This is a genomic window from Streptomyces sp. A2-16, from assembly GCF_018128905.1.
Lineage (GTDB): Bacteria > Actinomycetota > Actinomycetes > Streptomycetales > Streptomycetaceae > Streptomyces.
The window spans coordinates 2147321-2168893 of sequence record NZ_CP063808.1 but is presented as its reverse complement, the minus strand read 5'-3'; the positions used below and the strand labels follow the sequence as shown (position 1 = coordinate 2168893).

The window sequence follows — 21573 nt, the reverse complement described above, 5'->3', positions numbered from 1 at the left end:
CCCTTGATCATTGCGATTCATATGGTCAACGAACCGCGTTTTCAAGCCAGTCGGCGTCGATCTCGCCCTCGGCGACGATCACGGCGGGGCCCGTCATCTCGATCTCGCCGTCGGCCTGTTCGGTGATCACCAGGGTGCCGCCGGGCACATCGACGGTGTAGGTGGCCGGGCTGCCGGTGGCCGCCGGGTCGGCGCCGTCCCTGCGGGCCGTGGCCACGGCGACGGCGCACGCGCCCGTGCCGCAGGACCGGGTCTCGCCCGACCCGCGCTCGTGCACACGCATGGCCACGTGGCGCGGGCCGCGGTCGACCACGAACTCGACGTTGACCCCGCTCGGGTAGGCGGCGGCCGGGCTGAAGGGAGGCGGGGAGTACAGGTCACCGGCGTGCGCGAGATCGTCCACGAAGGCCACGGCGTGCGGGTTGCCCATGTTCACGTTCCGTGCGGGCCAGCTGCGGTCGCCGACACTCACCGTGACATCCCCCTCGGGGAGCAGAGCCTTGCCCATGCCCACGGTGACGTCACCGTCCTTCGCGATGTGCACGGTCTTCACGCCCCCGCGGGTGGCCACCGCGAGGTCACCCTCGGTGACGCGCCCGGCGTGCTGGAGGTAGCGGGCGAAGACGCGTACGCCGTTGCCGCACATCTCCGCGACGGAGCCGTCGCCGTTGCGGTAGTCCATGAACCACTCGGCCTCGCCGGCCATGTGCGCGGCCTCGGGATGCGCGGCGGACCGTACGACGTGGAGCAGGCCGTCACCGCCGATGCCGGCCCGGCGGTCGCACAGGGCGGCGACGGCGGCGGGGGGCAGGTCGAGGGCGTTCTCGGGGTCCGGGACGATCACGAAGTCGTTCTCGGTGCCGTGGCCCTTGAGGAAGGCGATCCGGGTGCGCATTCCTCGATCGTAAGGGAACGCGGCCCGTCGGCCGGTGGGCGGTGGGCCGGGCACACAGTCCCCCGCGCCCCTCAGGAGCCCGGCTCGTCGGCCGGGGGCCGGTGGGCCGGGCGCGCAGTTCCCTGAGTCCGCCAGGGAACGCAGCTCGTCGGCCTCCGGGTGGTGGGCTAGGCACACAGTCCCCCGGCGTCCCTCAGGGGCCCGGCTCGTCGGCCGGGCGCCGGTGCACTACGCGCGCAGTCCCCTGAGTCCCCCGAGTCCCCCAGAGAACGCAGCTCGTCGGCCTCTGGCCGGTGGGCCGGGCACACAGTCCCCCGCGCCCCTCGGGGCCCGGCTCGTCGACCAGGGCCGGTGCGCTGCGCGTGCAGTCCCCCGCGCCCCCCAGAGGCCCCGCTCGTCGACCGGGACCGGTGCCCTGGGCGCGCAGTCCCCCGCGCGCCTCAGAGGCTCGCGGGGGACTGCCCCGCGCGCCTCAGAGGCTCGCGTCAGCGCAGTCTTGCCACCCGCCACACGGCGAGGACGACCACCACGGCCACGAGCAGGACGTACGCGAGTACGACCCGCCAGTCGGCCCTGCGGTCCTCGCCGCGCCGCGGCAGTCCCGGCCACGTGTAACCAACGCGGCGCGCGGCCATCATGCCCCAGCCGGCCGCACAGGAGCAGATCAGCAGGCCCAGCATCGCGATCACCGCTCCGCTGTCGCCGAAGTCGAAGGCCAGCGGGAAGGCGAACATCAGGGAGCCGACCGCGGCCAGCGAGACGATGGGGGCGAGCTGCCAGATCCGCAGCCGACGCTGGGGGCGCAGCTCGACCTCGACCTCTTCCCCGCCCGGGAACATCTGCTCGGGGTCGGGGCCGTCGTCGGTCACACCGCCCTGGGTGTCGTCGGGCCCGTCGGGGCTCAGACGGTCAGCGTCCTGCTCCGGTTCACCGTTCTCGACGGTGAGGGGCTCGGTGCCTTGTGCGGTGTCGCGAGGGCCGGCCTCCATCGCCACGCGCCCTCCCAACTCGGACTCCACTTGGTCGATCGAAGCTCGATGATGGCACGGCGCCGGAGGCCGGGATGACGGCCGGAGCGTCCCGATGCCATGACGTGATCAGGCTGTGACCGGTCGTTCGACCAACGCCAGTGCGAGCTGCGGAAGTTCTGTGAGGTGCGCCGCAGCCCCACTCAACCAGTGCACCCGCGGGTCGCGCCTGAACCATGAATCCTGACGGCGCGCGAAGCGTTTCGTGGCACGTACGGTCTCAGCCCGCGCGTCCTCCATCGTGCACTCCCCGGAGAGCGCCGCGAGCACCTGCTGATACCCGAGCGCACGCGAGGCCGTGCGCCCCTCGCGCAACCCGCGCGCCTCCAGCTCCCGCACCTCGTCCACGAGGCCCGCCTCCCACATCCGGTCCACCCGGCGCGCGATGCGCTCGTCGAGCTCGGGCCTGGCCACGTCGACGCCGATCTGGACGGTGTCGTAGACGGAGTCATGACCGGGGAGGTTGGCGGTGAAGGGCTTGCCGGTGATCTCGATCACCTCGAGGGCCCGGACGATACGACGGCCGTTGCTGGGCAGGATCGCCCGCGCGGCCCCGGGGTCGGCGGCGGAGAGGCGGGCGTGCAGCGCGCCGGAGCCGCGCAGGACGAGCTCCTCCTCCAGACGGGCCCTGACCTCGGGATCGGTACCGGGGAACTCCAGGTTGTCGACGGCGCCGCGGACGTACAGCCCGGAGCCGCCGACGAGGATCGGCCAGCGCCCCTCGGCGAGCAGTGCGTCGATCCTGGCGCGGGCCAGCCGCTGGTACTCGGCCACGGACGCTGTGACGGTCACGTCCCAGATGTCCAGGAGGTGGTGCGGGACGCCGTCGCGTTCCGCGGGCGTCAGCTTGGCGGTGCCGATGTCCATCCCTCGGTAGAGCTGCATGGAGTCGGCGTTGACGACCTCGCCTCCCAGTCGCTGGGCGAGAAAGACGCCCAGATCGGACTTTCCGGCCGCTGTGGGTCCGACGACGGCGATGACGCGGGGGGCGGGGGGTGCGCTGCTCACCGCTCCAGTCTCGCAAACGTCGAGGCACCGCCACGAACGAGTTACGTGACGACCCGGGTCCGGCGTCGTTGCCAGTTGCGTGGTTTCCGCCCGCCTGTTCACAGAGGCGGCGATCCGGGGGGCGCAAACGGGCGCACCGGACGACGCGGGATTTCCCCCGCACGAGTAACGTATGGAGCGGATATGGGTGTTTTCGCACGACTTCTCCGAAGGTCGAAGGCCACGGAGGAGGCGTCGACCGCCGAGACGCAGGCCGACATCCGGACGGCCGAGCCCACGGCGGAGGAGGCGGCAGAAGCGAAGGGACCGACCGACACCGAGGCCGACGTCAAGGCCGAGGTGGACGTCAAGGCCGAGGTCACGGCCGACGCCGGGACGGAGAGCGAGGCCGAGGACAAGACCCCGGTCGAGGTCACCGGGACGGCCGAGGACACGGACGGATCGACGGCGACGGAGGCCGTCGAGGACGCTGCCGCCGATGGCGTCGGGATCCCCAAGCAGCAGTCCGCCGAGGAGGCGGCCGACCATGAGGCCGGCGAGGGCGCCCGTACGTAACTGTCCCGCGTGGGAAGGCGAACGATGGGTCTGTTGAACAATTTGAAGGCCAAGCTCAACCCGGCCAAGGACAAGGTCTCCGGTCTCGCGCAGCAGCACGGAGGCAGGATCCAGCACGGTCTCGACAAGGCCGCGAAGGTCGTTGACGAGAAGACCAAGGGCAAGTACAGCGACAGGATCCAGACGGGCACCGGCAAGGCCAAGGACGCCATGGACCGACTCGCGCACAGGGACGGCACGCAGGGACCGGGCGGCGGCAGCGCGCCGCCGACCTCACCGCCGCACGCCTCCTGAGCGGCGGCACGGCACACCGACGGACGGCCGCGGGGCACGACGCCTGCGGCCGTCCGCCGTTCGGCAACCGGCCCGCCACGGGGCCTGCGGCTCCTCCCCCGGCGTCAGGACCAGGTCGCGACCACGTACCCCACGCCGTAGGGCGCGTCCTCGTACAGCAGCGAGCCGCCGAGGTCCGCACCCTCGGCCGCGCCCGCGAGGAGCTGCCAGCAGGCCCGGCCGGAGGCCTTCAGTTCGTACGCCAGCTCCGCGTCCAGCGCGCGCAGGGCCGCCACGTCGGCCGCGCCGAGCGCACGCGCGACCTCCGCGTCGAAGGGGGCCGCGCGCTCATCCAGGTAGCCGGGTGCCTTGAGTGTGCGGCAGGCGCTGGCGTCGCCCATCACCAGCAGTGCCACCCGCTCGGCCCGGGCGGCGATTCCCCTTCCCGTCTCGATACACCGCTCGGGCTCCAGGGGTTCCCCCACTCCGAGTCCCTCGATCGGGGCATCGGACCAGCCGGTGCGCTCCAGGAGCCAGGCGCCGACGGCGAGAGAGGTCGGCAGTTCGCGCTCCGAGTCCCCGTCCCGGCCCAGTCGTACGTCGACCTCCACACCGAAACCGCGGAACGACCCGCGGGTCCCCTCCGGCAGCACCCCGCGCCCGCTCTGATCGGCGGGTCCGACGACCACGAGAAGATCGGGCCGGGCGGCCGCAAGCACACCCAGCGCGTCCGTGCACGCGGCCCGCGCGGCGTCCAGTTCGGGCGCGGCGCCCGCGGCGACCTCGGGCACGAGGAGGGGCGGGCAGGGGCAGACGGCGGCGGCGACAAGCATGGTCAGGAGCCTATCGCCAGGGGTTCTTCGGTTCGGGGTCGCTGCTCCAGACCTGCTCGGCGAGGTGGTAGGTCACGGCGAACGTGGACATCCTGCCCTGGATGCGCACGTAGTAGGCGTCGCCCTCACCGATCCGGAAGACCTCGCGGTGCTTCTGGCGCAGCCCCGCGCGGGGGCGCTGCGTGCAGGCGATCTCGTAGAGGCGGGCGCGGGCCTGCTCCAGGGTGTCCTCGAAGCGGACGACCTCCTCGCAGCTGTAGTCGGAGCCGCCCTCGGCACCGGACTGCACGACGACCACCCAGCGCGCCATGGCCTGCCCCCGTCCCCTGTGTCCCGCTCAGTGCGCCGCGCAACCGCCCGTGGCCGCCGGCAGCGGCTCGGGAACCCCGATCTTCGGGAGGCCCAGCATGACACCCGCGGGCTGGGCGGCCTCGGCCGTGTTCCGCTTCTCCCACGCGTCCCCCGCGCGCGTGCGGCGCACACCGAGGACGGTGCCCTCGGCGAGGAGGTGGTGGGGGGCGGCGTAGGTGATCTCGACCGTGACCACGTCGCCGGGGCGGACGTCCTCGTCGGGCTTGGTGAAGTGGACCAGGCGGTTGTCGGGCGCGCGGCCGGACAGGCGGTGGGTGGCGCCGTCCTTGCGGCCCTCGCCCTCGGCGACCATCAGCTCCAGGGTGCGGCCGACCTGCTTCTTGTTCTCCTCCCAGGAGATCTCCTCCTGGAGGGCGACGAGGCGCTCGTAGCGCGACTGCACGACCTCCTTGGGGATCTGCCCCTCCATGGTCGCCGCGGGGGTACCGGGGCGCTTGGAGTACTGGAAGGTGAAGGCGTTGGTGAAGCGGGCCTCGCGGACCACGTGCATGGTCTGCTCGAAGTCCTCCTCGGTCTCGCCGGGGAAGCCCACGATGATGTCGGTCGAGATCGCGGCGTCCGGCATGGCGGCGCGGACCTTCTCGATGATCCCGAGGTAGCGGTCCTGGCGGTAGGAGCGGCGCATCGCCTTCAGGACGGTGTCCGAGCCGGACTGGAGCGGCATGTGCAGCTGCGGCATGACGTTCGGCGTCTCGGCCATCGCCGCGATCACGTCGTCGGTGAAGTCACGGGGGTGGGGCGAGGTGAAGCGGACGCGCTCCAGGCCGTCGATGGTGCCGCAGGCCCGCAGCAGCTTGCTGAAGGCCTCACGGTCGCCGATGTCGGAGCCGTACGCGTTGACGTTCTGCCCGAGCAGTGTGATCTCGGAGACGCCCTCGCCGACCAGGGCCTCGATCTCGGCGAGGATGTCGCCGGTGCGGCGGTCCTTCTCCTTGCCGCGCAGCGCCGGGACGATGCAGAAGGTGCAGGTGTTGTTGCAGCCGACGGAGATCGACACCCAGGCCGCGTAGGCGCTCTCGCGCCGGGTGGGCAGGGTGGACGGGAACGCCTCCAGCGACTCCGCGATCTCGACCTGCGCCTCCTCCTGCACGCGCGCGCGTTCCAGCAGGACGGGCAGCTTGCCGATGTTGTGCGTGCCGAAGACGACGTCGACCCAGGGGGCCTTCTTGACGATGGTGTCGCGGTCCTTCTGCGCGAGACAGCCGCCGACCGCGATCTGCATGCCGGGCCGCGAGGCCTTCCTGGGCGCGAGCCGGCCGAGGTTGCCGTAGAGCCGGTTGTCGGCGTTCTCCCGCACCGCGCAGGTGTTGAAGACGACGACGTCGGCGTCCCCGTCGGAGCCCTCCGGCGCGGGCACGTATCCCGCCTCCTCCAGCAGCCCGGACAATCGCTCGGAGTCGTGGACGTTCATCTGGCACCCGTAGGTGCGCACTTCATACGTCTTCGAAGAGGGAACGTCCACTGCCGGGCTCCGGTCGCTGCTGCTGGTCATGGCTCAAGGGTAGGCGCTCGCGGAGGACGCGAGGCCCGGCCGCCTGCGGACGGCACAGCAAGGGCTGTGAGCCCGGGCCCGCTCGGACGGCGATCAGGCCGGCATGCCCCGCTCGGCCAGGCCGCTCTCGTAGGCGATGATGACCAGCTGCGCGCGGTCCCGGGCGTGCAGCTTGGCCAGGAGGCTGCCGACGTGGGTCTTCACCGTGGGCATGCTGATGACGAGGCGTTCGGAGATCTCGTGGTTGGACAGTCCGTTGGCGATCAGCACGAGGACTTCCTGTTCCCGGTTGGTCAGGCCGATGAGCCGGGGAGCCGGACGCGCCGTCCCACTGCGGCGGGAGAAGTCGGCGATGAGGCGCCGGGTGACGGTCGGGGCCAGGACACCCTCACCCGTGGCGATGACCCGGATGCCGTTGACCAGGTCGGACGGCGAGGCGTCCTTGAGCATGAAGCCGCTGGCACCCGCCTGGAGCGCCGGATAGACGTACTCGTCCATGTCGAACATGGTCAGGGCCAGCACACGGACACCCGAGAGCTCCTCGTCGGCGCAGATCTCCCGGGTGGCCGCGATCCCGTCCATGACGGGCATACGGAGGTCCATGAGGACGACGTCCGGGACGAGCGCGCGGGTGAGCCGTACGGCCGTGGCGCCGTCCCCCGCCTCGCCGACGACCTCCATGCCGGGCGTGGAGTCGACCAGGACCCGGAAGCTCCCGCGCAGCAGCGCCTGGTCGTCCGCGATCAGGACCCGGACCGCCTCGGCCATTGCGTGATCCTCGATCCTCGTCCGCATGCGGGGGTTGACGATATGCGCCACTTTAACGGGGTTCCCTCACCAACTCGACTGCGCCGTACAGCCTTTCACGCCACCTCGAGCATCAGCTCCCCGGTGCCGTCGTCCCTGACCTCGACCGTCGTACCGTACGGCTGGGACAGCTGAGCGACGTCGGTGAGGGTCTTCTCGGCCTCGGTCCGGTCGGCCAGCCGAGGGCGGCCACGGCGGTGGACCGGCAGGCCGAAGCCCAGGTCGATCGGGTGCAGACGGGCCGCCGTCAGGGTGCCGTCGTCGAAGGTGAGGACCGGCACGAGCGACTGCCAGTAGCGGGGATGCGGGGCGAACAGCCGGGTGCCGTGGCCGCTGAGCCGGTCGTAGTAGCGGCCGGGGGTGAGGGGCTGTTCCGCGGGGGCCTTGGCGTAGTCCTCGGCGGAGACGCGGTCGGTCAGTTCGATCTGGCTGACGATGTTGCCCAGGCTGTAGAAGATCGGCTTGTTCCGGTACAGCTCCACTCCGCGCAGGAAGTGCGGCCCGTGTCCGACCACGGCGTCGGCGCCCTCGTCGATCATCCGGTGGGCGAACGCGCGCAGGAACTCGCCCGGTGTCTCGGGCGTCGGGCCTGGCTCGTGGGAGTGCACGCTCACCACGACGAGGTCCGCGCGCAGCCGGGCCTCGCCGACCCAGCGGGAGATCTCGTCCAGGTCGCGCGGATCGCACTCGGTCGTGAAGCCCGGCGCGTCCGCCGTCCGGAAGCGGGTACCGAACAGGGCGAGCCGGTCGGGGCCGAGGAGGGCGGGATCGACTCCGAGGAGGGTACGGGCCTCGGCCCGGCGGGCCCGAAGGCCCGTCTCGGCGTCGATCGTCCGCAGCGCGTCCATCTGAGCCGCCGTGACCAGCATGGTCGCCGTGTGCCGCAACGGGTTGAGGCCGGGGCGGCCGGACAGCTCCGGTGACGGGTCGGCCGCTTCCTGGCCGGGCAGGAACGTCGCGGTGCAGGAGAGCAACGCCAGGCTGCCGCCCGGCCGGTCGGCGTAGACGGGCCGGCGCGCGCCCGTGAGGTCGGCACCGATGCCGGCGTACGGGATCCGCCGCGCCCGCAGCAGGTCCACGGTGCCGAGCACGCCCTCCGTTCCCAGGTCCATGGCGTGGTTGTTGGCGCAGCCCAGCACGGAGAATCCGGCCGCCGTGATCTCGTCGAGCACAGGGGAGTCCGCGATCAGGCAGCCGCCGCCGGCCGCGTTGTGCACGGGATGCCCGCGTCCCTCGCTGGGGACGACCTCCAGATTGGTGACGGCGAAGTCCGCGCCGTGCAGCAGCTCGCGGAGCCGTCCGGCGGCCGGGTCGGAGGTGATCAGTCCTCCTCGCGTCACCATGCAGTCGCCCGAGAGGGCCACCGTCAGCCGGCTCATCCTCGGGCCTCCGTGACCTCACGGGTGAGCGCGGCGCCGGGGTCGGAGCCGGTGACGTCGATGCGGCTGCCCTCCACCGTGACGGTGGGCGTCAGCGCCACCTTGCGGGAAGCGGCCAGGTCGGACACGTACTGCACCCAGGGCCGGAACGGGGCGTCCTCGACGCAGCGCGCGAAGGAATCCCGGGTGATACCGGCCTCCTTGCCCGCGGCGATCAGTTGGGCCTCACTGAGCCCGGGGCCCTGTTCGGCGGGTTGCTTCGCGAACAGGACGGTGGAGTACTCCTCGAACCTCCCCGCGTCTGCCGCACAGGCCGCCGCGGAGGCCGCCCGCGTCGAGTAGCCCGCGGGTTCGCTGCGGTCGTCGAGGAAGGCGACCGGGTGGTAGACGACGCTCACCCCGCCGCGCGAACGCAGGCCGTCCAGTGCCGAGTTCAGGGCCCGTTCGGTGCGGCGGCACTCGGGGCAGAGGTAGTCGAGGTAGATGTCGACTCGGACGGCGCCGGTGGAGGCCGCCACACCCGACTTGTCGGCTGCGACCCCGGCCGGCACGCGGCTCGGCGCCTTGTCCGGAGCGGTGTTGTTGGCCCGGACCAGGCCCGCGCCGACCAGCGCGGCGGCGACGACCACCACCACGGCCACCAGCGACACCACCATCGTGCGCCGCCGCCGCTGCCGTTGGTGCACCATCTCCCGCACCATGGCGTCCGTCGTCCGTGTGTCCGTCATGCTTCTCGCTCCTTCGGGTCCAGGACCCAGCTGTCCAGCGCGTACGGAGTGCGCGGGTTGCGGATCAGGAGGGCGGCCGCACCGAGCAGCACCAGGTCGCGCGCGATGTCGATCGCGTAGCCGCGCTCGGCGCCGTCGCTGAGCGTGCCCCCGCCGCCGAAGCACCCGCAGTCGATGGACATGCCCCGCGCCCACACCGAGGCGATGGCCGCGACGTAGACAACCAGCAGGACGGCCGAGCCCACCGCCGCCACCCTGGTCGCCAGCCCGGCCGCGAGCAGGAGCGCGATCGCCAGTTCGACGAACGGCAGGACGCCACCGATGAGTTGGGCCTGATCGTCGGGCACGATCCGGTAGAGGGCGACCGTGCGTCCGGCCTCCGTGAGGTCCCCCACCTTCACCAGAGCGGCGTAGGCGAGGACCGCTGCCAGCGTCAGCCGCGCCGCCAGCCGCACCAGGCCCGCCCGGGTCCGGGTCGCCGGCCGGGTGTCGGCCGTTCTCGTCGCCCCGGTCGTCATGACGTCGACCGTGCGCTGTCCTTCCCCGCTCATGACGTTCGGGAGAATCGGTAGCCCGCGAACCCGAGGGCGAGCGCGGTGAGGGCGGCCATCATGCCCAGCTCGGCGACGACGGGCGGGTGCCAGCCGCCGAGCATCAGCCGTGTCTGCTCCGAGGTGAGCACGTCCGGACCGGGCAGGGTCCGGCGGACCGCGTCGACGCCGTACGTCAGCGGGTTGAGCTTAACGACGGTGTCCAGCCAGCCGGGCAGGCCGTTGGGCGGGAACATCGCGCCGGAGAAGAACATCAGCGGCATCAGGCTCAGGTTCACCGCGACCTGGAAGGTGTCGACCTGCCGGATGGTGACGGCGGCGAGCAGTCCGAGCGAGGTGAACATGAGCGAGACCAGCAGGAGTTCGAGCAGCACGACCAGCAGCATGGGCGTGTAGCGGATGTTCGCGATGCCGCCGACGGACAGCACCATGAGGCCGTAGACCGCACCCGTGGTGGCGCCGCCGAGGGCGAGGCCGAAGATGATGGCGGCGCGCGGGAACGGAGCGACGAGCATCTGGCGCAGCACTCCCAGCCTGCGGTCCCACACCAGGGAGATGCCCACGGCGATCGCCGGGGCCTGCACCGACATGACCAGCGTGCCGGGGAACAGATAGGCCCGGTAGTCGTTGAGCTGTGCCTTCCCGAGACTGGACGACGCCGCGTCGAGACCGGTGCCGAGGACGACGAGGAACAGCAGGGGCGTCACGAGTCCCATGGCCAGCCGCACGGGGTTGTGCCGCAGGCGGATCATCTCGCGCCGCCACAGCAGCACGACGGGGCGTGCGGGGTGGCGGGACCGTTCGGCCGGCGGCGTCGAGGCGGTGCCGCCGGCGAGCGCGGCCGGTGCGGTGTCGGTCCGGGTCATCGCAGTCCTTCCCCGAGGTTGCCGAGCGTGCGCGGGCCGGCCGCGGCCTCCCGGATGGCCAGACCGGTGTGGTGCAGGAAGACGTCGTCGAGCGTGGGCGGGTCGATGCTCACCTCGCGCACGGTCACGCCGAGTTCGGTGCACAGGCGGGGCACGAGGGCGGCGGCTCGCTCGACCCGGAACAGCAGGCCGTCCGGGGTGGGCTCCGCGGTGAGGCCGAACCGCTCGCGCAGGGCTTCGGCGGCGCGCTTGTCGTCCTCGGTGCGCAGGGCGACGAGGTCGGCCCCGATGACGGACTTGAGGTCCGCGGGTGTGCCCTCGGTGACCACCTTGCCCCGGTCGACGATCGCGATCCGGTCGCAGTGCTCGGCCTCGTCCAGCTGGTGGGTGGTGACGAAGACCGTGATGCCCCGCTCCCGCCGGAGCCGCTCCAGATGGTCCCAGACCGCGGCGCGGGTCTGGGCGTCCAGGCCGGTCGTCGGCTCGTCGAGGAACAGCACGAGGGGCTCGGCGAGCAGGCCGCGGGCGATCTCCAGGCGACGGCGCAGGCCGGTGGAGAACTGCCGTACGGGCACCCTGCGGCGCTCGGACAGGTCCATCAGGTCGAGCAGCGAGTCGATGGCCCTGCTTCCGGCGCGGCGGGACAGGCCGCACAGGTCGGCCTGGAAACGGAGGTTCTCGGCGGCGGAGAGGTCCAGGTCGAGGGTCGACTCCTGGAACACGATGCCGATCCGGCGGCGGACCTCGGCGGGCCGGGTGGCGACGTCGAAGCCCGCCACCTCGGCACGGCCGGCGGTGGGACGCAGCAGGGTGATCAGCATGTTGATGGTGGTCGTCTTGCCCGCGCCGTTCGGCCCGAGGAAGCCGTACACACTGCCCGTGGGCACGGTCAGGTCGAGGCCGTTCACGGCCGCCGTGGTCCCGTAGTACGCGTAGAGGCCCTCGGCCCGGATCGCCGTCATCAGCGGCTCCCGTCGATGCGGCCCGGGCTCTCGCCGGACTGACCGGGGCTCTCGCCGGACGAACGTGGGCGCTCGCTCGGGCGGCGCACGGCCAGGACCGTGCGGAACGCGCTGAGTTCGCCGGGCTCGTCCACCGGCCGCCCGTCGACCTCCACCCAGGCGTGTGCGCCGAACGGCTCCGTCCTGAATCCGGTGCACCAGTCGGCCCACCGGCCGCGCGTGCGGCACAGCAGGGCGGTGGCCACGGAGCGCTGGAGGCAGCCGAGGCCCGCGCAGCGGGTGCTGACCGAGACGACGGCCCGGCGGGCCCGCGCCACCTCGGCGTATCCGGCGGGGCGGGACCCCTTGCTGAGCACGCGCAGCACGCGGTGCAGGCGAGCCGGGGGCAGCTGGACCAGCAGGCGGGCCGCGCCGGCCGCGCACCGGGGGGCGAACTGCCGGTGCCACGGCAGCCGCGGGGCCTGTTCGGCCACGGCGGGGGTGGTCACGAGGCGACCTCCACGAGATGGGCCGCGCTGAGCGCGTCGATGAGGGCCTGGACGTCCTGCCGTGCCTGGGCGTCGCTGACCGGGGCCGCGGCGCACAGGCCGGCGGCGGCCGTGTCGGGCGCGTCCCCGTCGAGGAGTTGGCGCAGGACTCCGGCGCCGGAGTGGTTGAGCTGGTAGTAGCGGCCGCGGCGCCCGTCGAGCAGCACGGCGCCCGTGTCGACGACGGTGAGGGTGACGTCGCGGGCGAGGGTCAGCTTCATCCGAGTTCTCCCGAGTGCGGGTCCTGGGCGGGGGGCAGGGGGTGCGACTCAGGACGCGTCTGCGGATGCGTCCTCAGCCAGCTCTCGCAGCCCACCGTGGTGTCGATCGGCATGAGGTGATGGGACATCGGCCCCGGATTCAGCACCGCGGAACGGAAGGCCCCCGGGTCGATGAGCCCGAGCCGGGCGAGCCGCGAGTCCTCGCAGAGCTCCAGGATCCGGGCCCGGTTGCGGGCCAGGCCCCGGAACGCCTCCGCGCTGAACTCGCCCTTGTCGCGGCGGTCCAGGACGTCGGCGGGGACGAGGCCCCGTACGGCCGTGGTGAGCAGTGGCTTGAACCGGCCGCCGAGCAGGCGCTGGTCGATCCGGGTGGCCAGGGCGGCCTCCACCACCCGGTCGTCGAGGAAGGGCGCGTCCCAGGCGATACCGGTGCCCGCGAGGGCGGTGTTGACCTGGCGGACGGTGGTTCCCTCGAAGACCAGCGAGGCGAGCGCCTGGTGCCGGGCCCGGTCGGCGTCCAACGGCCCCGGCCCCTCCATGGCGGCCTCGACGAGCAGGTCACGGACCGCGGCCACGGCGTCCGGGGTGGCCCAGGCGGGCAGGCGGGGCGCGAACACCCAGCCGAAGTCGGGCTCGTCGACGGGCGGGGGCGGGGTGTCGATGCGGGCGGCGACCGCGCCGAGGTTCTGTGTGAACGTCGACCGGTCCAGCAGCGCCCGCAACGTCGCCCGCCACGGCCAGCGGTTGGCGAGCCGGTAGCGGTTGACCAGCCGCAGCCCGTCGACCGGTGTGGCGCGGGCCAGGGACCAGGCGCAGGCCGGCATCCGGCCGAACAACTCGTCGCCGCCGAAGCCGGTCAGGTGCAGCGTGGCGCCCTCCGCCGTGGCCCGCTTGGCCAGGTCCTGGATGTGGGCGAGTCCGGAGGCCCAGGTCGAGGGCCCTTCCGGGGCCGCGCCCACGAGGTCGGCGGTGTACCCGACGTCGAACAGGTTCTCGGCGCGGTCGGCGGAGAGCATGTGGTGCCGGGCGGCCGGGAGGGACTCCGCGGCCCTGCGGGCCCATACGGTGTCCGCGTTGGCGCTGTCGATCGGCATCACGTGGTAGGTGACCAGGTCGGCTCCCGCCGCGTGGGCGAGGAAGCACAGTGAGGTGGAGTCCAGGCCGCCGGACAGGTCGGCGCTGAGGGTGCCGCCCGCGGTGACCCGGGCGGTGATCGCGTCGTCCAGCGCCGAGCGGACGGCGGCCGCTCCCTCGGCGAGGCCGAGAGTCGGCTCCGCCAGTTCCCACCAGCGGATCTGCCGGGCCCGGCCGTCCCTGTCCAGTTCCAGCCAGTGGCCGGTGGTCAGGGGTGTGATGCCACGCCGGACGGGGCGCTGGGCGAGCGGCCAGGGCGGACCGCCGGGGGCCAGCAGGCGGGCGGCGAGCACGCTCTCGTCGAGGTCGGCGCCGGTCAGCCGGAGCAGCGGCTCCAGTCCGCTCGCGGCTATGGTCACGCCGTCGAGGACGGCCGTGAAGATCTGTCGTACACCGACGACCGAACCCTGCACGCGGGTCTTGCCGTCCGCGGAAACCGCCAGGTGGAAGACGCCGGGCAGCCGGGAGGCGATCCCGTCGGCGTCGTGCAGCGAGCGCAGCCTGCCGAGCGCGGCCGTCGTGGTGGTCTCGTCGAGCCGGGTGTGTCCCAGCACGACCAGTCGGCGTGGGCCCGCCTCGACCGTGGTGACCTCGGTCTCGCGCCAGTCGCCGACGATCCAGGGTCGCCCTGACGCGTGGTCGACGCGCCGTTTCCCTCGCAGCCGGCCGGCCAGCGCGGCAGCGCCCGGATGATCCGGAAGCACCACGAATTCCATGTCGCCTCGTTCCCCGTCCCCTCGTTGCCCCCGGATGGTGCCGGTGCGCGTGAACGCACCGGCACCGGAGGTGATCACCAGAAGCAGACGATCGCGTAGCCGCAGCCGGCGAAGTCGTTGCAGCTTCCGACGCCGAGACACTTCGTGAGCTCGTCGAAGTCGCCGACTTCCTGCAGCATGGGGGGCTCGTAAATCGCGGACATGGATGTCCTCCCGTGTCGGATCGTTCGGGCCGACCTGTTCGGCCCGTGATCTGTCAGGGAAGCTACGGGGCTGAATGTCCCAAGAGCATGGGGCAGTTGTCCTATGCCGGTCCTGTCAGCTGTCCCACCGCCGCTGCCGTACCCATCCCCATCCGACGGCGGCGACGGTCCAGGCGAGCAGCACCGTGAACCCGAAGGCGGTGTGCGGGGAGTCGACGGTGAGCAGTTCGTTTCCGGCCTGGTCCGGGAAGTAGCGGGACATCTCCTTGGTCGCTCCGATGAGCGACAGGATGTGCGTCCCGGCGAGCACCATCGGCAGAAGGATGGCCAGCGGTACGACGGCGCTGCGGGCGACGGCCGCGATACCGGCCGCGAACAGGCACATCAGGGTCAGATAGACGACGGAGCCGGCCAGGGCGCGCAGGACGCCGCTCGCGCCGAGCGAGGAGCCGTGGGACCCGAGCGCCGCCTGCGTGACGAGGTAGCCGAGGAGGGTGACCGGGACGGAGACGGTGAGGGCCGCCAGGGCGGTGACGCTCATCTTCGCCGCGTAGAGGCGTCCGCGCCGGGGCACCGCGAGCAGGGAGACGCGCATCATCCCGGACGTGTACTCGCTGGTGACGACGAGCACCCCGAACACGATCAGCGCCAACTGGCCGTAGAGGATGCCGTCGAGGCCGGCCTGCTCGGGGGTGAAGTCGGAGCGCAGGCTCGGGTTGTCGGACTCCAGCGCGTTCTTCGCTGACCAGCCGCCGAGGGCCGCGATGAGGATGCTGACCACCGCGAACAGCAGCAGCGACACCTGGGTGCCGCGGATGCCGCGCAGCTTGGTGGTCTCGGCGCGTACGGCCGCGAGTGTCTCAGACACGGGAGTCCCTGCCTTCCTCACCGGTGATGCCTGTGTCGACGCCTGCGCTGCGGGCCGCGCCCGCCTCGCCGATGACCCCGAGGAAGGTGTCCTCCAACGACCCGGCGTGGGTGCTCAGTTCGTCGAGCGGGAAGCCGCCCTTCGCGGCGATCCGGCTGACGTCCGCGGCCGGCATGCCGACGACGTCGAGGCCGCCGCCGGGGATGCGTGTCACGGTGGCACCTCCGCTCACCAGCTCCCTTGCGAGCCGGTCGGGTTCGTGGGTGCGAACCCGGACGTAGGAGCTTCCGTGGCGGGCGAGGAACTCCGACATGCCGGTGTCCGCCAGGAGTTGGCCGCGGCTGATGACGACCAGGTGATCGGCGACCAGGGCCATCTCCGTCATCAGGTGGCTGGAGATGAGGACGGTACGGCCCTCGTCGGCCATCGAGCGCAGCAGGTCGCGCAGCCAGCGGATGCCTTCCGTGTCCAGTCCGTTGACCGGTTCGTCGAGCACCAGGACGGGCGGGTCGCCGAGCAACGCCGCGGCGAGGCCCAGCCGTTGACCCATTCCCAGGGAGAAGGTGCCGATCCTGCGCCGGGCCGCGTCCGCCAGCCCGACCGTCTCCAGCACCTGGCCGACCCGGCCCTGGGCGATCCGGTTGCTCTGGGCGAGCCAGCGCAGATGGTCGCGGGCGGTCAGGCCGCGGTGCGGGGCCGAGGTCTCCAGCAGGGCGCCGACGTGCCGGAGGGGGTAGGTCAGGTCGACGTAGGCGCGCCCGTCGATCCGGGCCGTTCCGGTGTCCGGGCGGGTCAGGCCCAGCATCATCCGCATCGTGGTCGACTTCCCGGCGCCGTTCGGTCCGAGGAAGCCGGTGACGGCTCCGGGCCGCACCGTGAAGGTCAGGCCGTCCACGACGGTGGCCTGCCCATACCGTTTCGTCAGGTTCTGGACGTCAATCACACGACGAGTCTGGCCGCGCCGGACGTCGGAGACATCGGACCGGGGTCGGGACGGGGAGGGACGGTTTCACGGCCCGGACTCATACCGGGGTATGAATTCCTTTTCGGCCACACTTTCGGTACGCGGCTCCGGGCCGTCCTCAATACGGCAGTGTCGCGAGGACGTGGAAGCCCGTCGCGCCGGGTCGGGGCCCCGCGGTGAGGGTGCCGCCGTGCGCGGCGACCCGTTCCTTCATCCCGACGAGCCCCATCCCGCCGCCGGGGACGGTCGCCCGGTGCCCGGGCCCCGGCCCCTCGTCGGTGACGTCGATCGTCAGCAGTCCGGCCCGCGCGGTGACGCGGACGAGACAGCGGGTCGGAGCGGCGTGTTTGACGACGTTGGTCAGCGCCTCCTGGACGATGCGGAAGGCGGCCAGCGCGACGCCGTCGGGCGGTTCCTCCGCGTGATCGGTGCGCAGGTCGACGGCGACGCCCGCCGCCTCGGCCGTACGGACCAGGGAGGGCAGGTCCGCCATGCCGCGGACCGGCTGGAGGTCCCGCTGTTCGTCGCCGTGCTCGCGGCGCAGCACCTTCAGGGTGGCCCGCATGTCACGCAGCGCCCGGCGGCTGACGTCCTCGATGACGGTGAGGGCCTCGCGCGCCTCCTCGGGGTGGGTGGCGACGACATGGTTGGCCACACCGGCCTTGATCGCGATCAGGCCCACGCTGTGCGTGACGACGTCGTGGATGTCCCGGGCGATCCGTATACGTTCCTCGACCTTGGCCTGTTCGGCCGCCTGCTCGATGGTGCGCCGCAGACTCTCGCGTCGCTCCCGCACAGCCGCCCCCGCAGCCCACGTCGTCCCCAACACCAGCAGCCCGAACAGCAGTTGCACCGCCAGGGTGCCGCCCTGGTAGTTGCTGCCGCCCGTCACCGTCAGCAGGGCCGCGCCCGCCGCGCTCGCCCCGCCGACGAGCACGGCCGACCGCCCGAGCTGTTGCCGTCGTGTCGTCGCGACCATGTACAGGGCGTAGGCGGCGGCCAGGAAGACGGCCGGACCGAGCCCGGCGGCCAGCGCCGCGCAGGATCCGGTGAGGACGATCGCGAACACCGGCACCGGCCACAGGCGTCGTACGGCGAGCGGCAGCGCGGTGGCGAGCGAGAGCAGTGCGACGGTGGTCCCGTCGGACGTGCCGCCGGTACCGGGGCGTACCACCATCAACTGAGGGAGCAGGGCGAACCCGAGGGCGGCCGCCCCGTCGAGGAGGATCAGACGTCGGCGCGAGACATCTCCCATGCGCCGAACCTATGCGGTCGATCGGACGGACGTCCAACTCGGCCTGAAGGCGACCATACGCCTTTACTCGGCGTTGACCGGCCGCTTCGTGCGCTTAGGCTGGCACGGTCTTTGCAGGCGAGTACGCTTATACCACGGGGGTGTGAAGTCGTGCGGATCAACCTGTTCATTCTGAGTGAGGATCCCGTCTTCCTGGCCGGACTTGAAGCGATTGTCGAACAGGACGACAGCGTCCACCTCATCGGCGCCGCGGTGGACGAATCCCGCGGCCTTCGATGTCTCAAGAGCAACCCGCTCCGGCCCGACGTCGTGATCATCGGCGAACCGTCGTCCAGACGCGCCATTTGCAGGAACGTTGCGTGGGTCGTGTCCACATACCGTCAGGAGAAGTCCCGGCCGCAGATCGTCGTGGTGTCGCAGAACGAGTACGACGACGTGATCGTCTCCGCCCTGCGCCTCGGCGTGAACGGGTACCTGGCCCGCATCGCGAGCCCGGAGGAACTGCTGCAGTCCCTGCCCATCGTGGCGCGCGGGGGCGCCGCGTTCAGCCCCACGATCGCCGCCCGCTTCAGCAAATATTTCGCCACCATGCAAAGGCTTCCCGAGCCCCCCGAATTCTCCCGGCTGACCGCCAGGGAGGGCGAGATACTGAAACTGCTCGCGGACGGTCTGAACAACCGTCAGATCGCCCGGCGACTGTTCCTCGCCGAGAAAACCGTACGCAATTACGTCTCCCGCATCTTCACCAAGCTGGAGGTGCACGACCGGGCCGCCGCCGCACTGCGGGCCCGCGACGCCGGTTTCGGCGACCATGCGGACGCCGTACTCCCGCAACCCGCCTGACAGCTCCGTCCCCTGAACAGTCGCGCACCGCGACATCGGTCGCGGTGCGTGCCACGGGACATCTCTCGACCGGCCTCACGGGCAGCGCGCTCGATCCGCGCCCACGCCTCCCGCGCGGATGACGTGAATCACGTGAGGGTCCACATGTCGGGGCTTTGCATGACCATACGCGGTGATGCATAATCTTCCTATGTCCAAGGTCCTCACGTCCCTCCCCGCCGGCGAACGCGTCGGCATCGCCTTCTCCGGCGGTCTCGACACCTCCGTCGCGGTCGCGTGGATGCGCGACAAGGGCGCCATCCCGTGCACCTACACCGCGCACATCGGCCAGTACGACGAGCCCGACATCGACTCGGTGCCCGGCCGCGCGAAGACCTACGGTGCCGAGATCGCGCGCCTGGTCGACTGCCGGGCCGCGCTGGTCGAGGAGGGGCTGGCCGCGCTCACCTGCGGGGCGTTCCACATCCGCTCGGGCGGGCGGGCGTACTTCAACACCACCCCGCTGGGCCGTGCCGTCACCGGCACCCTCCTGGTGCGGGCGATGCTGGAGGACAACGTCCAGATCTGGGGCGACGGCTCGACCTTCAAGGGCAACGACATCGAGCGGTTCTACCGCTACGGCCTGCTGGCCAACCCGAACCTGCGGATCTACAAGCCCTGGCTGGACGCGGACTTCGTGACCGAGCTCGGCGGCCGCAAGGAGATGTCGGAGTGGCTGGTCGCGCACCAGCTGCCGTACCGGGACTCGACCGAGAAGGCGTACTCCACCGACGCCAACATCTGGGGCGCCACGCACGAGGCCAAGACCCTGGAGCACCTCAACACCGGCATCGAGACCGTCGAGCCGATCATGGGCGTCAAGTTCTGGGACCCGTCGGTCGAGATCGCGCCCGAGGACGTGACGATCGGCTTCGACCAGGGCCGCCCGGTGACCATCAACGGCAAGGAGTTCGGCTCCGCCGTCGACCTGGTCATGGAGGCCAACGCGATCGGCGGCCGGCACGGCCTGGGCATGTCCGACCAGATCGAGAACCGGATCATCGAGGCGAAGAGCCGCGGCATCTACGAGGCGCCCGGCATGGCCCTGCTCCACGCGGCCTACGAGCGTCTCGTCAACGCGATCCACAACGAGGACACCGTCGCCCAGTACCACAACGAGGGCCGGCGCCTCGGCCGTCTGATGTACGAGGGCCGCTGGCTGGACCCGCAGGCCCTGATGATCCGCGAGTCGCTCCAGCGGTGGGTCGGCGCGGCGGTCACGGGTGAGGTCACCCTGCGCCTGCGTCGGGGCGAGGACTACTCGATCCTCGACACCACGGGTCCGGCGTTCTCGTACCACCCGGACAAGCTCTCCATGGAGCGCACCGAGGACTCGGCCTTCGGTCCGGTGGACCGGATCGGCCAGCTCACCATGCGCAACCTCGACATCGCCGACTCCCGCGCCAAGCTGGAGCAGTACGCGGGCCTCGGCCTGATCGGCACCGGCAGCCCGACCATCGGCGCGTCCCAGGCCGCGGCGACGGGCCTCATCGGCACCATGCCGGAGCTCCCCGAGGGCGGCGCCGAGGCGATCGCGTCCCGCGGCGAGGTCTCGGAGGACGAGGCGCTGCTGGACCGGGCGGCGATGGAGTTCGGCACGGACTGACGCGGTACGGCTCGAGAAAGGCCGGTTCCCACGCCACCGACGGCACCGGAACCGGCCTTTCCGCATGTCCGCAGGGGCCTCGACCGGGCACGCCTCCGCATGTCCGCAGGGGCCTCGACCGGGCACGCCCGGAAACCGGCTTCGGGCCGGCCGCGCACGGACCCGCCCTCTGAGCCGACCCCGCCACCACAAACCCCCGCCTCACCGCCCCACAGGCGGCCCGCCTCACCGCGCCACACGCCCCCGCCTCACCGCGCCGCAGGCACCCGCCCCTCCCGCGACCGCATCAACGGCTGGATCCGCGTCCCGAACTGCTCGATCCCGTCGAGGAAGTCGTCGAACACCAGCATGATCCCCTTGGTCCCCTCGACCCCGGCGATCTCGTCCAGCATGCGCGCGACACTCTCGTACGACCCGACGAGCGTCCCCATGTTGAAGTTCACGGCGCCCTCGGGCAGCACGATGGTGCGGGCCGTGGAGGAGTCGTCGGCGGTGGTGTCCGTGGCCGACTCCCCCGCCATGTAGGCCAGCGCCGCGTGGTCGGCGCCCGCGTGGTAGTCCTGCCACTTCGCGCGGGCGGCCTCGTCGGTCTCGTCGGCGATGACCATGAACAGGGACAGGGCCCCGACGTCCCGGCCGGTCTCCCGCGCCGCCTGGACCAGCGTGGCCGCGCTGTCCGAGAAGGCCAGCGGTGTGTTCACCCCGCTGCCCAGGATGAAGTTGTAGTCGGCGTGCTCCGCGGCGAACCGCATCCCCGTACCGCTCTGTCCGGCGGCCACGATGTCGATGTGCCCGTCCGCCGGGCGCGGCGAGAGCACACAGCCGTCCATCTCGTAGAACTCGCCCTTGAAGTCGCTGACGCCCTCGCTCCACAGCTCCTTCATCACCGTCACGTACTCCTCGGCCCGCGCGTACCGGTTGCCGAAGTGCTCGTCGCCGGGCCAGACACCCATCTGCGCGTACTCGCCCGGCGCCCAGCCGGTGACGATGTTGACGCCGAAGCGGCCGGGGGCGATGGAGTCGACCGTGACCGCCATGCGCGCGACGATCGCCGGCGGGAGGGCGAGGATCGGTGTGGAGGCGTACAGCTTGATCCGCTCGGTGACCGCGGCCAGCCCCGCCATCAGCGTGAACGACTCCAGACAGTGGTCCCAGAACTCGGTCTCGCCGCCGAAGCCCTTGAGTTTGATCATCGAGAGGGCGAAGTCGAACCCGTGCTCCTCGGCCTTCTGCACGACGGCCTTGTTGAGCTCGAAGGTCGGCATGTACTGCGGGGAACTCTTCGAGATGAGCCAGCCGTTGTTGCCGATGGGGATGAAGACACCGATGTCCATGCCGCTCCTCATGATCGGAGACTGCCCGGTCCGACGGCACGGTACACGGCCGATGTTTCGGCAACTTCCTGTGAAGTAAGGGCAGTTGAGGGAGGGGAGGGACGAGGAACAGCC

General features: G+C 71.7%; 24 protein-coding genes. 4 read left to right on the top strand and 20 right to left on the bottom strand.

Going from position 1 to position 21573, the window contains the following annotated elements; genetic code table 11:
- Positions 1-25 precede the first annotated feature (25 nt).
- The 3 genes from dapF to miaA form a co-directional block, all read right to left on the bottom strand.
- The gene (gene dapF, locus IOD14_RS09925; RefSeq protein ID WP_212670065.1) at positions 26-895 is read right to left on the bottom strand and encodes a diaminopimelate epimerase; all 870 of its coding nucleotides are present in this window, start codon (positions 893-895) and stop codon (positions 26-28) included.
- 485 nt (positions 896-1380) lie between these two features.
- A complete protein-coding gene (locus IOD14_RS09920; protein ID WP_123992917.1) occupies positions 1381-1884 on the bottom strand; it encodes a hypothetical protein in 504 nt (167 codons plus the stop codon).
- 108 nt (positions 1885-1992) lie between these two features.
- Positions 1993-2931 carry a tRNA (adenosine(37)-N6)-dimethylallyltransferase MiaA gene (gene miaA, locus IOD14_RS09915; RefSeq protein ID WP_123992022.1) on the bottom strand — a complete coding sequence of 313 codons (939 nt, stop codon included), beginning with the start codon at positions 2929-2931 and terminating at the stop codon, positions 1993-1995.
- 183 nt (positions 2932-3114) lie between these two features.
- On the opposite strand from miaA, the gene IOD14_RS09910 reads away from it, so the two are divergent.
- Positions 3115-3486 carry a hypothetical protein gene (locus IOD14_RS09910; RefSeq protein ID WP_123992021.1) on the top strand — a complete coding sequence of 124 codons (372 nt, stop codon included), beginning with the start codon at positions 3115-3117 and terminating at the stop codon, positions 3484-3486.
- Between the two features lie 24 nt (positions 3487-3510).
- Entirely contained in the window at positions 3511-3780 is a 270-nt protein-coding gene (locus tag IOD14_RS09905) for an antitoxin (RefSeq protein WP_123992020.1), read from the top strand.
- A 104-nt stretch (positions 3781-3884) separates the two neighbouring features.
- On the opposite strand, the gene IOD14_RS09900 is transcribed toward IOD14_RS09905, so the two are convergent.
- From IOD14_RS09900 to IOD14_RS09825, 16 genes are all read right to left on the bottom strand, one after another.
- On the bottom strand, positions 3885-4592 hold the full coding sequence (locus IOD14_RS09900; protein ID WP_123992019.1) for a class III extradiol dioxygenase subunit B-like domain-containing protein: 708 nt from the start codon (positions 4590-4592) through the stop codon (positions 3885-3887).
- Positions 4593-4602: 10 nt separating this feature from the next.
- Positions 4603-4902: a hypothetical protein gene (locus tag IOD14_RS09895; protein ID WP_123992018.1), complete on the bottom strand. Its 300-nt coding sequence runs from the start codon at positions 4900-4902 to the stop codon at positions 4603-4605.
- 27 nt (positions 4903-4929) lie between these two features.
- Positions 4930-6456: a tRNA (N6-isopentenyl adenosine(37)-C2)-methylthiotransferase MiaB gene (miaB, locus tag IOD14_RS09890; RefSeq protein WP_174269250.1), complete on the bottom strand. Its 1527-nt coding sequence runs from the start codon at positions 6454-6456 to the stop codon at positions 4930-4932.
- A gap of 93 nt (positions 6457-6549) precedes the next feature.
- On the bottom strand, positions 6550-7224 hold the full coding sequence (locus IOD14_RS09885) for a response regulator transcription factor (protein WP_123992017.1): 675 nt from the start codon (positions 7222-7224) through the stop codon (positions 6550-6552).
- A 95-nt stretch (positions 7225-7319) separates the two neighbouring features.
- Entirely contained in the window at positions 7320-8642 is a 1323-nt protein-coding gene (gene mslH, locus IOD14_RS09880) for a lasso peptide C-terminal Trp epimerase (RefSeq protein ID WP_123992016.1), read from the bottom strand.
- On the bottom strand, positions 8639-9370 hold the full coding sequence (locus IOD14_RS09875; protein ID WP_212670064.1) for a thioredoxin domain-containing protein: 732 nt from the start codon (positions 9368-9370) through the stop codon (positions 8639-8641). Before IOD14_RS09875 ends, mslH begins: the two co-directional genes overlap by 4 nt.
- A complete protein-coding gene (locus tag IOD14_RS09870) occupies positions 9367-9921 on the bottom strand; it encodes a MauE/DoxX family redox-associated membrane protein (RefSeq protein WP_212670063.1) in 555 nt (184 codons plus the stop codon). Before IOD14_RS09870 ends, IOD14_RS09875 begins: the two co-directional genes overlap by 4 nt.
- Positions 9918-10787, bottom strand: a complete 870-nt coding sequence (locus IOD14_RS09865; protein WP_123992014.1) for an ABC transporter permease — start codon at positions 10785-10787, stop codon at positions 9918-9920. Before IOD14_RS09865 ends, IOD14_RS09870 begins: the two co-directional genes overlap by 4 nt.
- A complete protein-coding gene (locus IOD14_RS09860) occupies positions 10784-11749 on the bottom strand; it encodes an ATP-binding cassette domain-containing protein (RefSeq protein ID WP_123992013.1) in 966 nt (321 codons plus the stop codon). Before IOD14_RS09860 ends, IOD14_RS09865 begins: the two co-directional genes overlap by 4 nt.
- Positions 11749-12237: a lasso peptide biosynthesis B2 protein gene (locus tag IOD14_RS09855; RefSeq protein WP_123992012.1), complete on the bottom strand. Its 489-nt coding sequence runs from the start codon at positions 12235-12237 to the stop codon at positions 11749-11751. The genes IOD14_RS09860 and IOD14_RS09855 overlap by 1 nt, the downstream gene beginning before the upstream one ends.
- The gene (locus IOD14_RS09850) at positions 12234-12497 is read right to left on the bottom strand and encodes a lasso peptide biosynthesis PqqD family chaperone (protein ID WP_123992011.1); all 264 of its coding nucleotides are present in this window, start codon (positions 12495-12497) and stop codon (positions 12234-12236) included. The genes IOD14_RS09855 and IOD14_RS09850 overlap by 4 nt, the downstream gene beginning before the upstream one ends.
- Positions 12494-14347 (bottom strand): lasso peptide isopeptide bond-forming cyclase, encoded by a 1854-nt coding sequence (locus IOD14_RS09845; protein WP_123992010.1) that lies wholly within the window; start codon positions 14345-14347, stop codon positions 12494-12496. The genes IOD14_RS09850 and IOD14_RS09845 overlap by 4 nt, the downstream gene beginning before the upstream one ends.
- A gap of 74 nt (positions 14348-14421) precedes the next feature.
- Positions 14422-14550, bottom strand: coding sequence for an aborycin family tricyclic lasso peptide (locus IOD14_RS09840; RefSeq protein WP_123992009.1), 129 nt, complete (start codon positions 14548-14550; stop codon positions 14422-14424).
- 115 nt (positions 14551-14665) lie between these two features.
- Entirely contained in the window at positions 14666-15418 is a 753-nt protein-coding gene (locus IOD14_RS09835; RefSeq protein ID WP_160160173.1) for an ABC transporter permease, read from the bottom strand.
- Positions 15411-16361 carry an ATP-binding cassette domain-containing protein gene (locus IOD14_RS09830; protein ID WP_123992007.1) on the bottom strand — a complete coding sequence of 317 codons (951 nt, stop codon included), beginning with the start codon at positions 16359-16361 and terminating at the stop codon, positions 15411-15413. The genes IOD14_RS09835 and IOD14_RS09830 overlap by 8 nt, the downstream gene beginning before the upstream one ends.
- Before the next feature lie 139 nt (positions 16362-16500).
- Positions 16501-17637 (bottom strand): histidine kinase, encoded by a 1137-nt coding sequence (locus IOD14_RS09825; RefSeq protein WP_249125888.1) that lies wholly within the window; start codon positions 17635-17637, stop codon positions 16501-16503.
- A gap of 150 nt (positions 17638-17787) precedes the next feature.
- Here IOD14_RS09825 and IOD14_RS09820 point away from each other — a divergent pair, with 150 nt between their 5' ends.
- Entirely contained in the window at positions 17788-18480 is a 693-nt protein-coding gene (locus IOD14_RS09820) for a response regulator transcription factor (RefSeq protein WP_123992006.1), read from the top strand.
- Between the two features lie 190 nt (positions 18481-18670).
- Positions 18671-20125 (top strand): argininosuccinate synthase, encoded by a 1455-nt coding sequence (gene argG / locus IOD14_RS09815; protein WP_123992005.1) that lies wholly within the window; start codon positions 18671-18673, stop codon positions 20123-20125.
- A 248-nt stretch (positions 20126-20373) separates the two neighbouring features.
- Here argG and rutA read toward each other — a convergent pair whose 3' ends face one another.
- On the bottom strand, positions 20374-21459 hold the full coding sequence (gene rutA, locus IOD14_RS09810; protein WP_212673239.1) for a pyrimidine utilization protein A: 1086 nt from the start codon (positions 21457-21459) through the stop codon (positions 20374-20376).
- Between the last annotated feature and the right edge of the window lie 114 nt (positions 21460-21573).

Bases quoted from the DNA above. Each gene is read 5' to 3' on its own strand.
- dapF (WP_212670065.1), bottom strand. From the start codon at position 895: ATGCGCACCCGGATCGCCTTCCTCAAGGGCCACGGCACCGAGAACGAC.
- IOD14_RS09920 (WP_123992917.1), bottom strand. From the start codon at position 1,884: ATGGAGGCCGGCCCTCGCGACACCGCACAAGGCACCGAGCCCCTCACC.
- IOD14_RS09910 (WP_123992021.1), top strand. From the start codon at position 3,115: ATGGGTGTTTTCGCACGACTTCTCCGAAGGTCGAAGGCCACGGAGGAG.
- IOD14_RS09905 (WP_123992020.1), top strand. From the start codon at position 3,511: ATGGGTCTGTTGAACAATTTGAAGGCCAAGCTCAACCCGGCCAAGGAC.
- IOD14_RS09900 (WP_123992019.1), bottom strand. From the start codon at position 4,592: ATGCTTGTCGCCGCCGCCGTCTGCCCCTGCCCGCCCCTCCTCGTGCCC.
- IOD14_RS09895 (WP_123992018.1), bottom strand. From the start codon at position 4,902: ATGGCGCGCTGGGTGGTCGTCGTGCAGTCCGGTGCCGAGGGCGGCTCC.
- miaB (WP_174269250.1), bottom strand. From the start codon at position 6,456: ATGACCAGCAGCAGCGACCGGAGCCCGGCAGTGGACGTTCCCTCTTCG.
- IOD14_RS09885 (WP_123992017.1), bottom strand. From the start codon at position 7,224: ATGGCCGAGGCGGTCCGGGTCCTGATCGCGGACGACCAGGCGCTGCTG.
- mslH (WP_123992016.1), bottom strand. From the start codon at position 8,642: ATGAGCCGGCTGACGGTGGCCCTCTCGGGCGACTGCATGGTGACGCGA.
- IOD14_RS09875 (WP_212670064.1), bottom strand. From the start codon at position 9,370: ATGACGGACACACGGACGACGGACGCCATGGTGCGGGAGATGGTGCAC.
- IOD14_RS09870 (WP_212670063.1), bottom strand. From the start codon at position 9,921: ATGAGCGGGGAAGGACAGCGCACGGTCGACGTCATGACGACCGGGGCG.
- IOD14_RS09865 (WP_123992014.1), bottom strand. From the start codon at position 10,787: ATGACCCGGACCGACACCGCACCGGCCGCGCTCGCCGGCGGCACCGCC.
- IOD14_RS09860 (WP_123992013.1), bottom strand. From the start codon at position 11,749: ATGACGGCGATCCGGGCCGAGGGCCTCTACGCGTACTACGGGACCACG.
- IOD14_RS09850 (WP_123992011.1), bottom strand. From the start codon at position 12,497: ATGAAGCTGACCCTCGCCCGCGACGTCACCCTCACCGTCGTCGACACG.
- IOD14_RS09845 (WP_123992010.1), bottom strand. From the start codon at position 14,347: ATGGAATTCGTGGTGCTTCCGGATCATCCGGGCGCTGCCGCGCTGGCC.
- IOD14_RS09840 (WP_123992009.1), bottom strand. From the start codon at position 14,550: ATGTCCGCGATTTACGAGCCCCCCATGCTGCAGGAAGTCGGCGACTTC.
- IOD14_RS09825 (WP_249125888.1), bottom strand. From the start codon at position 17,637: ATGGGAGATGTCTCGCGCCGACGTCTGATCCTCCTCGACGGGGCGGCC.
- argG (WP_123992005.1), top strand. From the start codon at position 18,671: ATGTCCAAGGTCCTCACGTCCCTCCCCGCCGGCGAACGCGTCGGCATC.
- rutA (WP_212673239.1), bottom strand. From the start codon at position 21,459: ATGGACATCGGTGTCTTCATCCCCATCGGCAACAACGGCTGGCTCATC.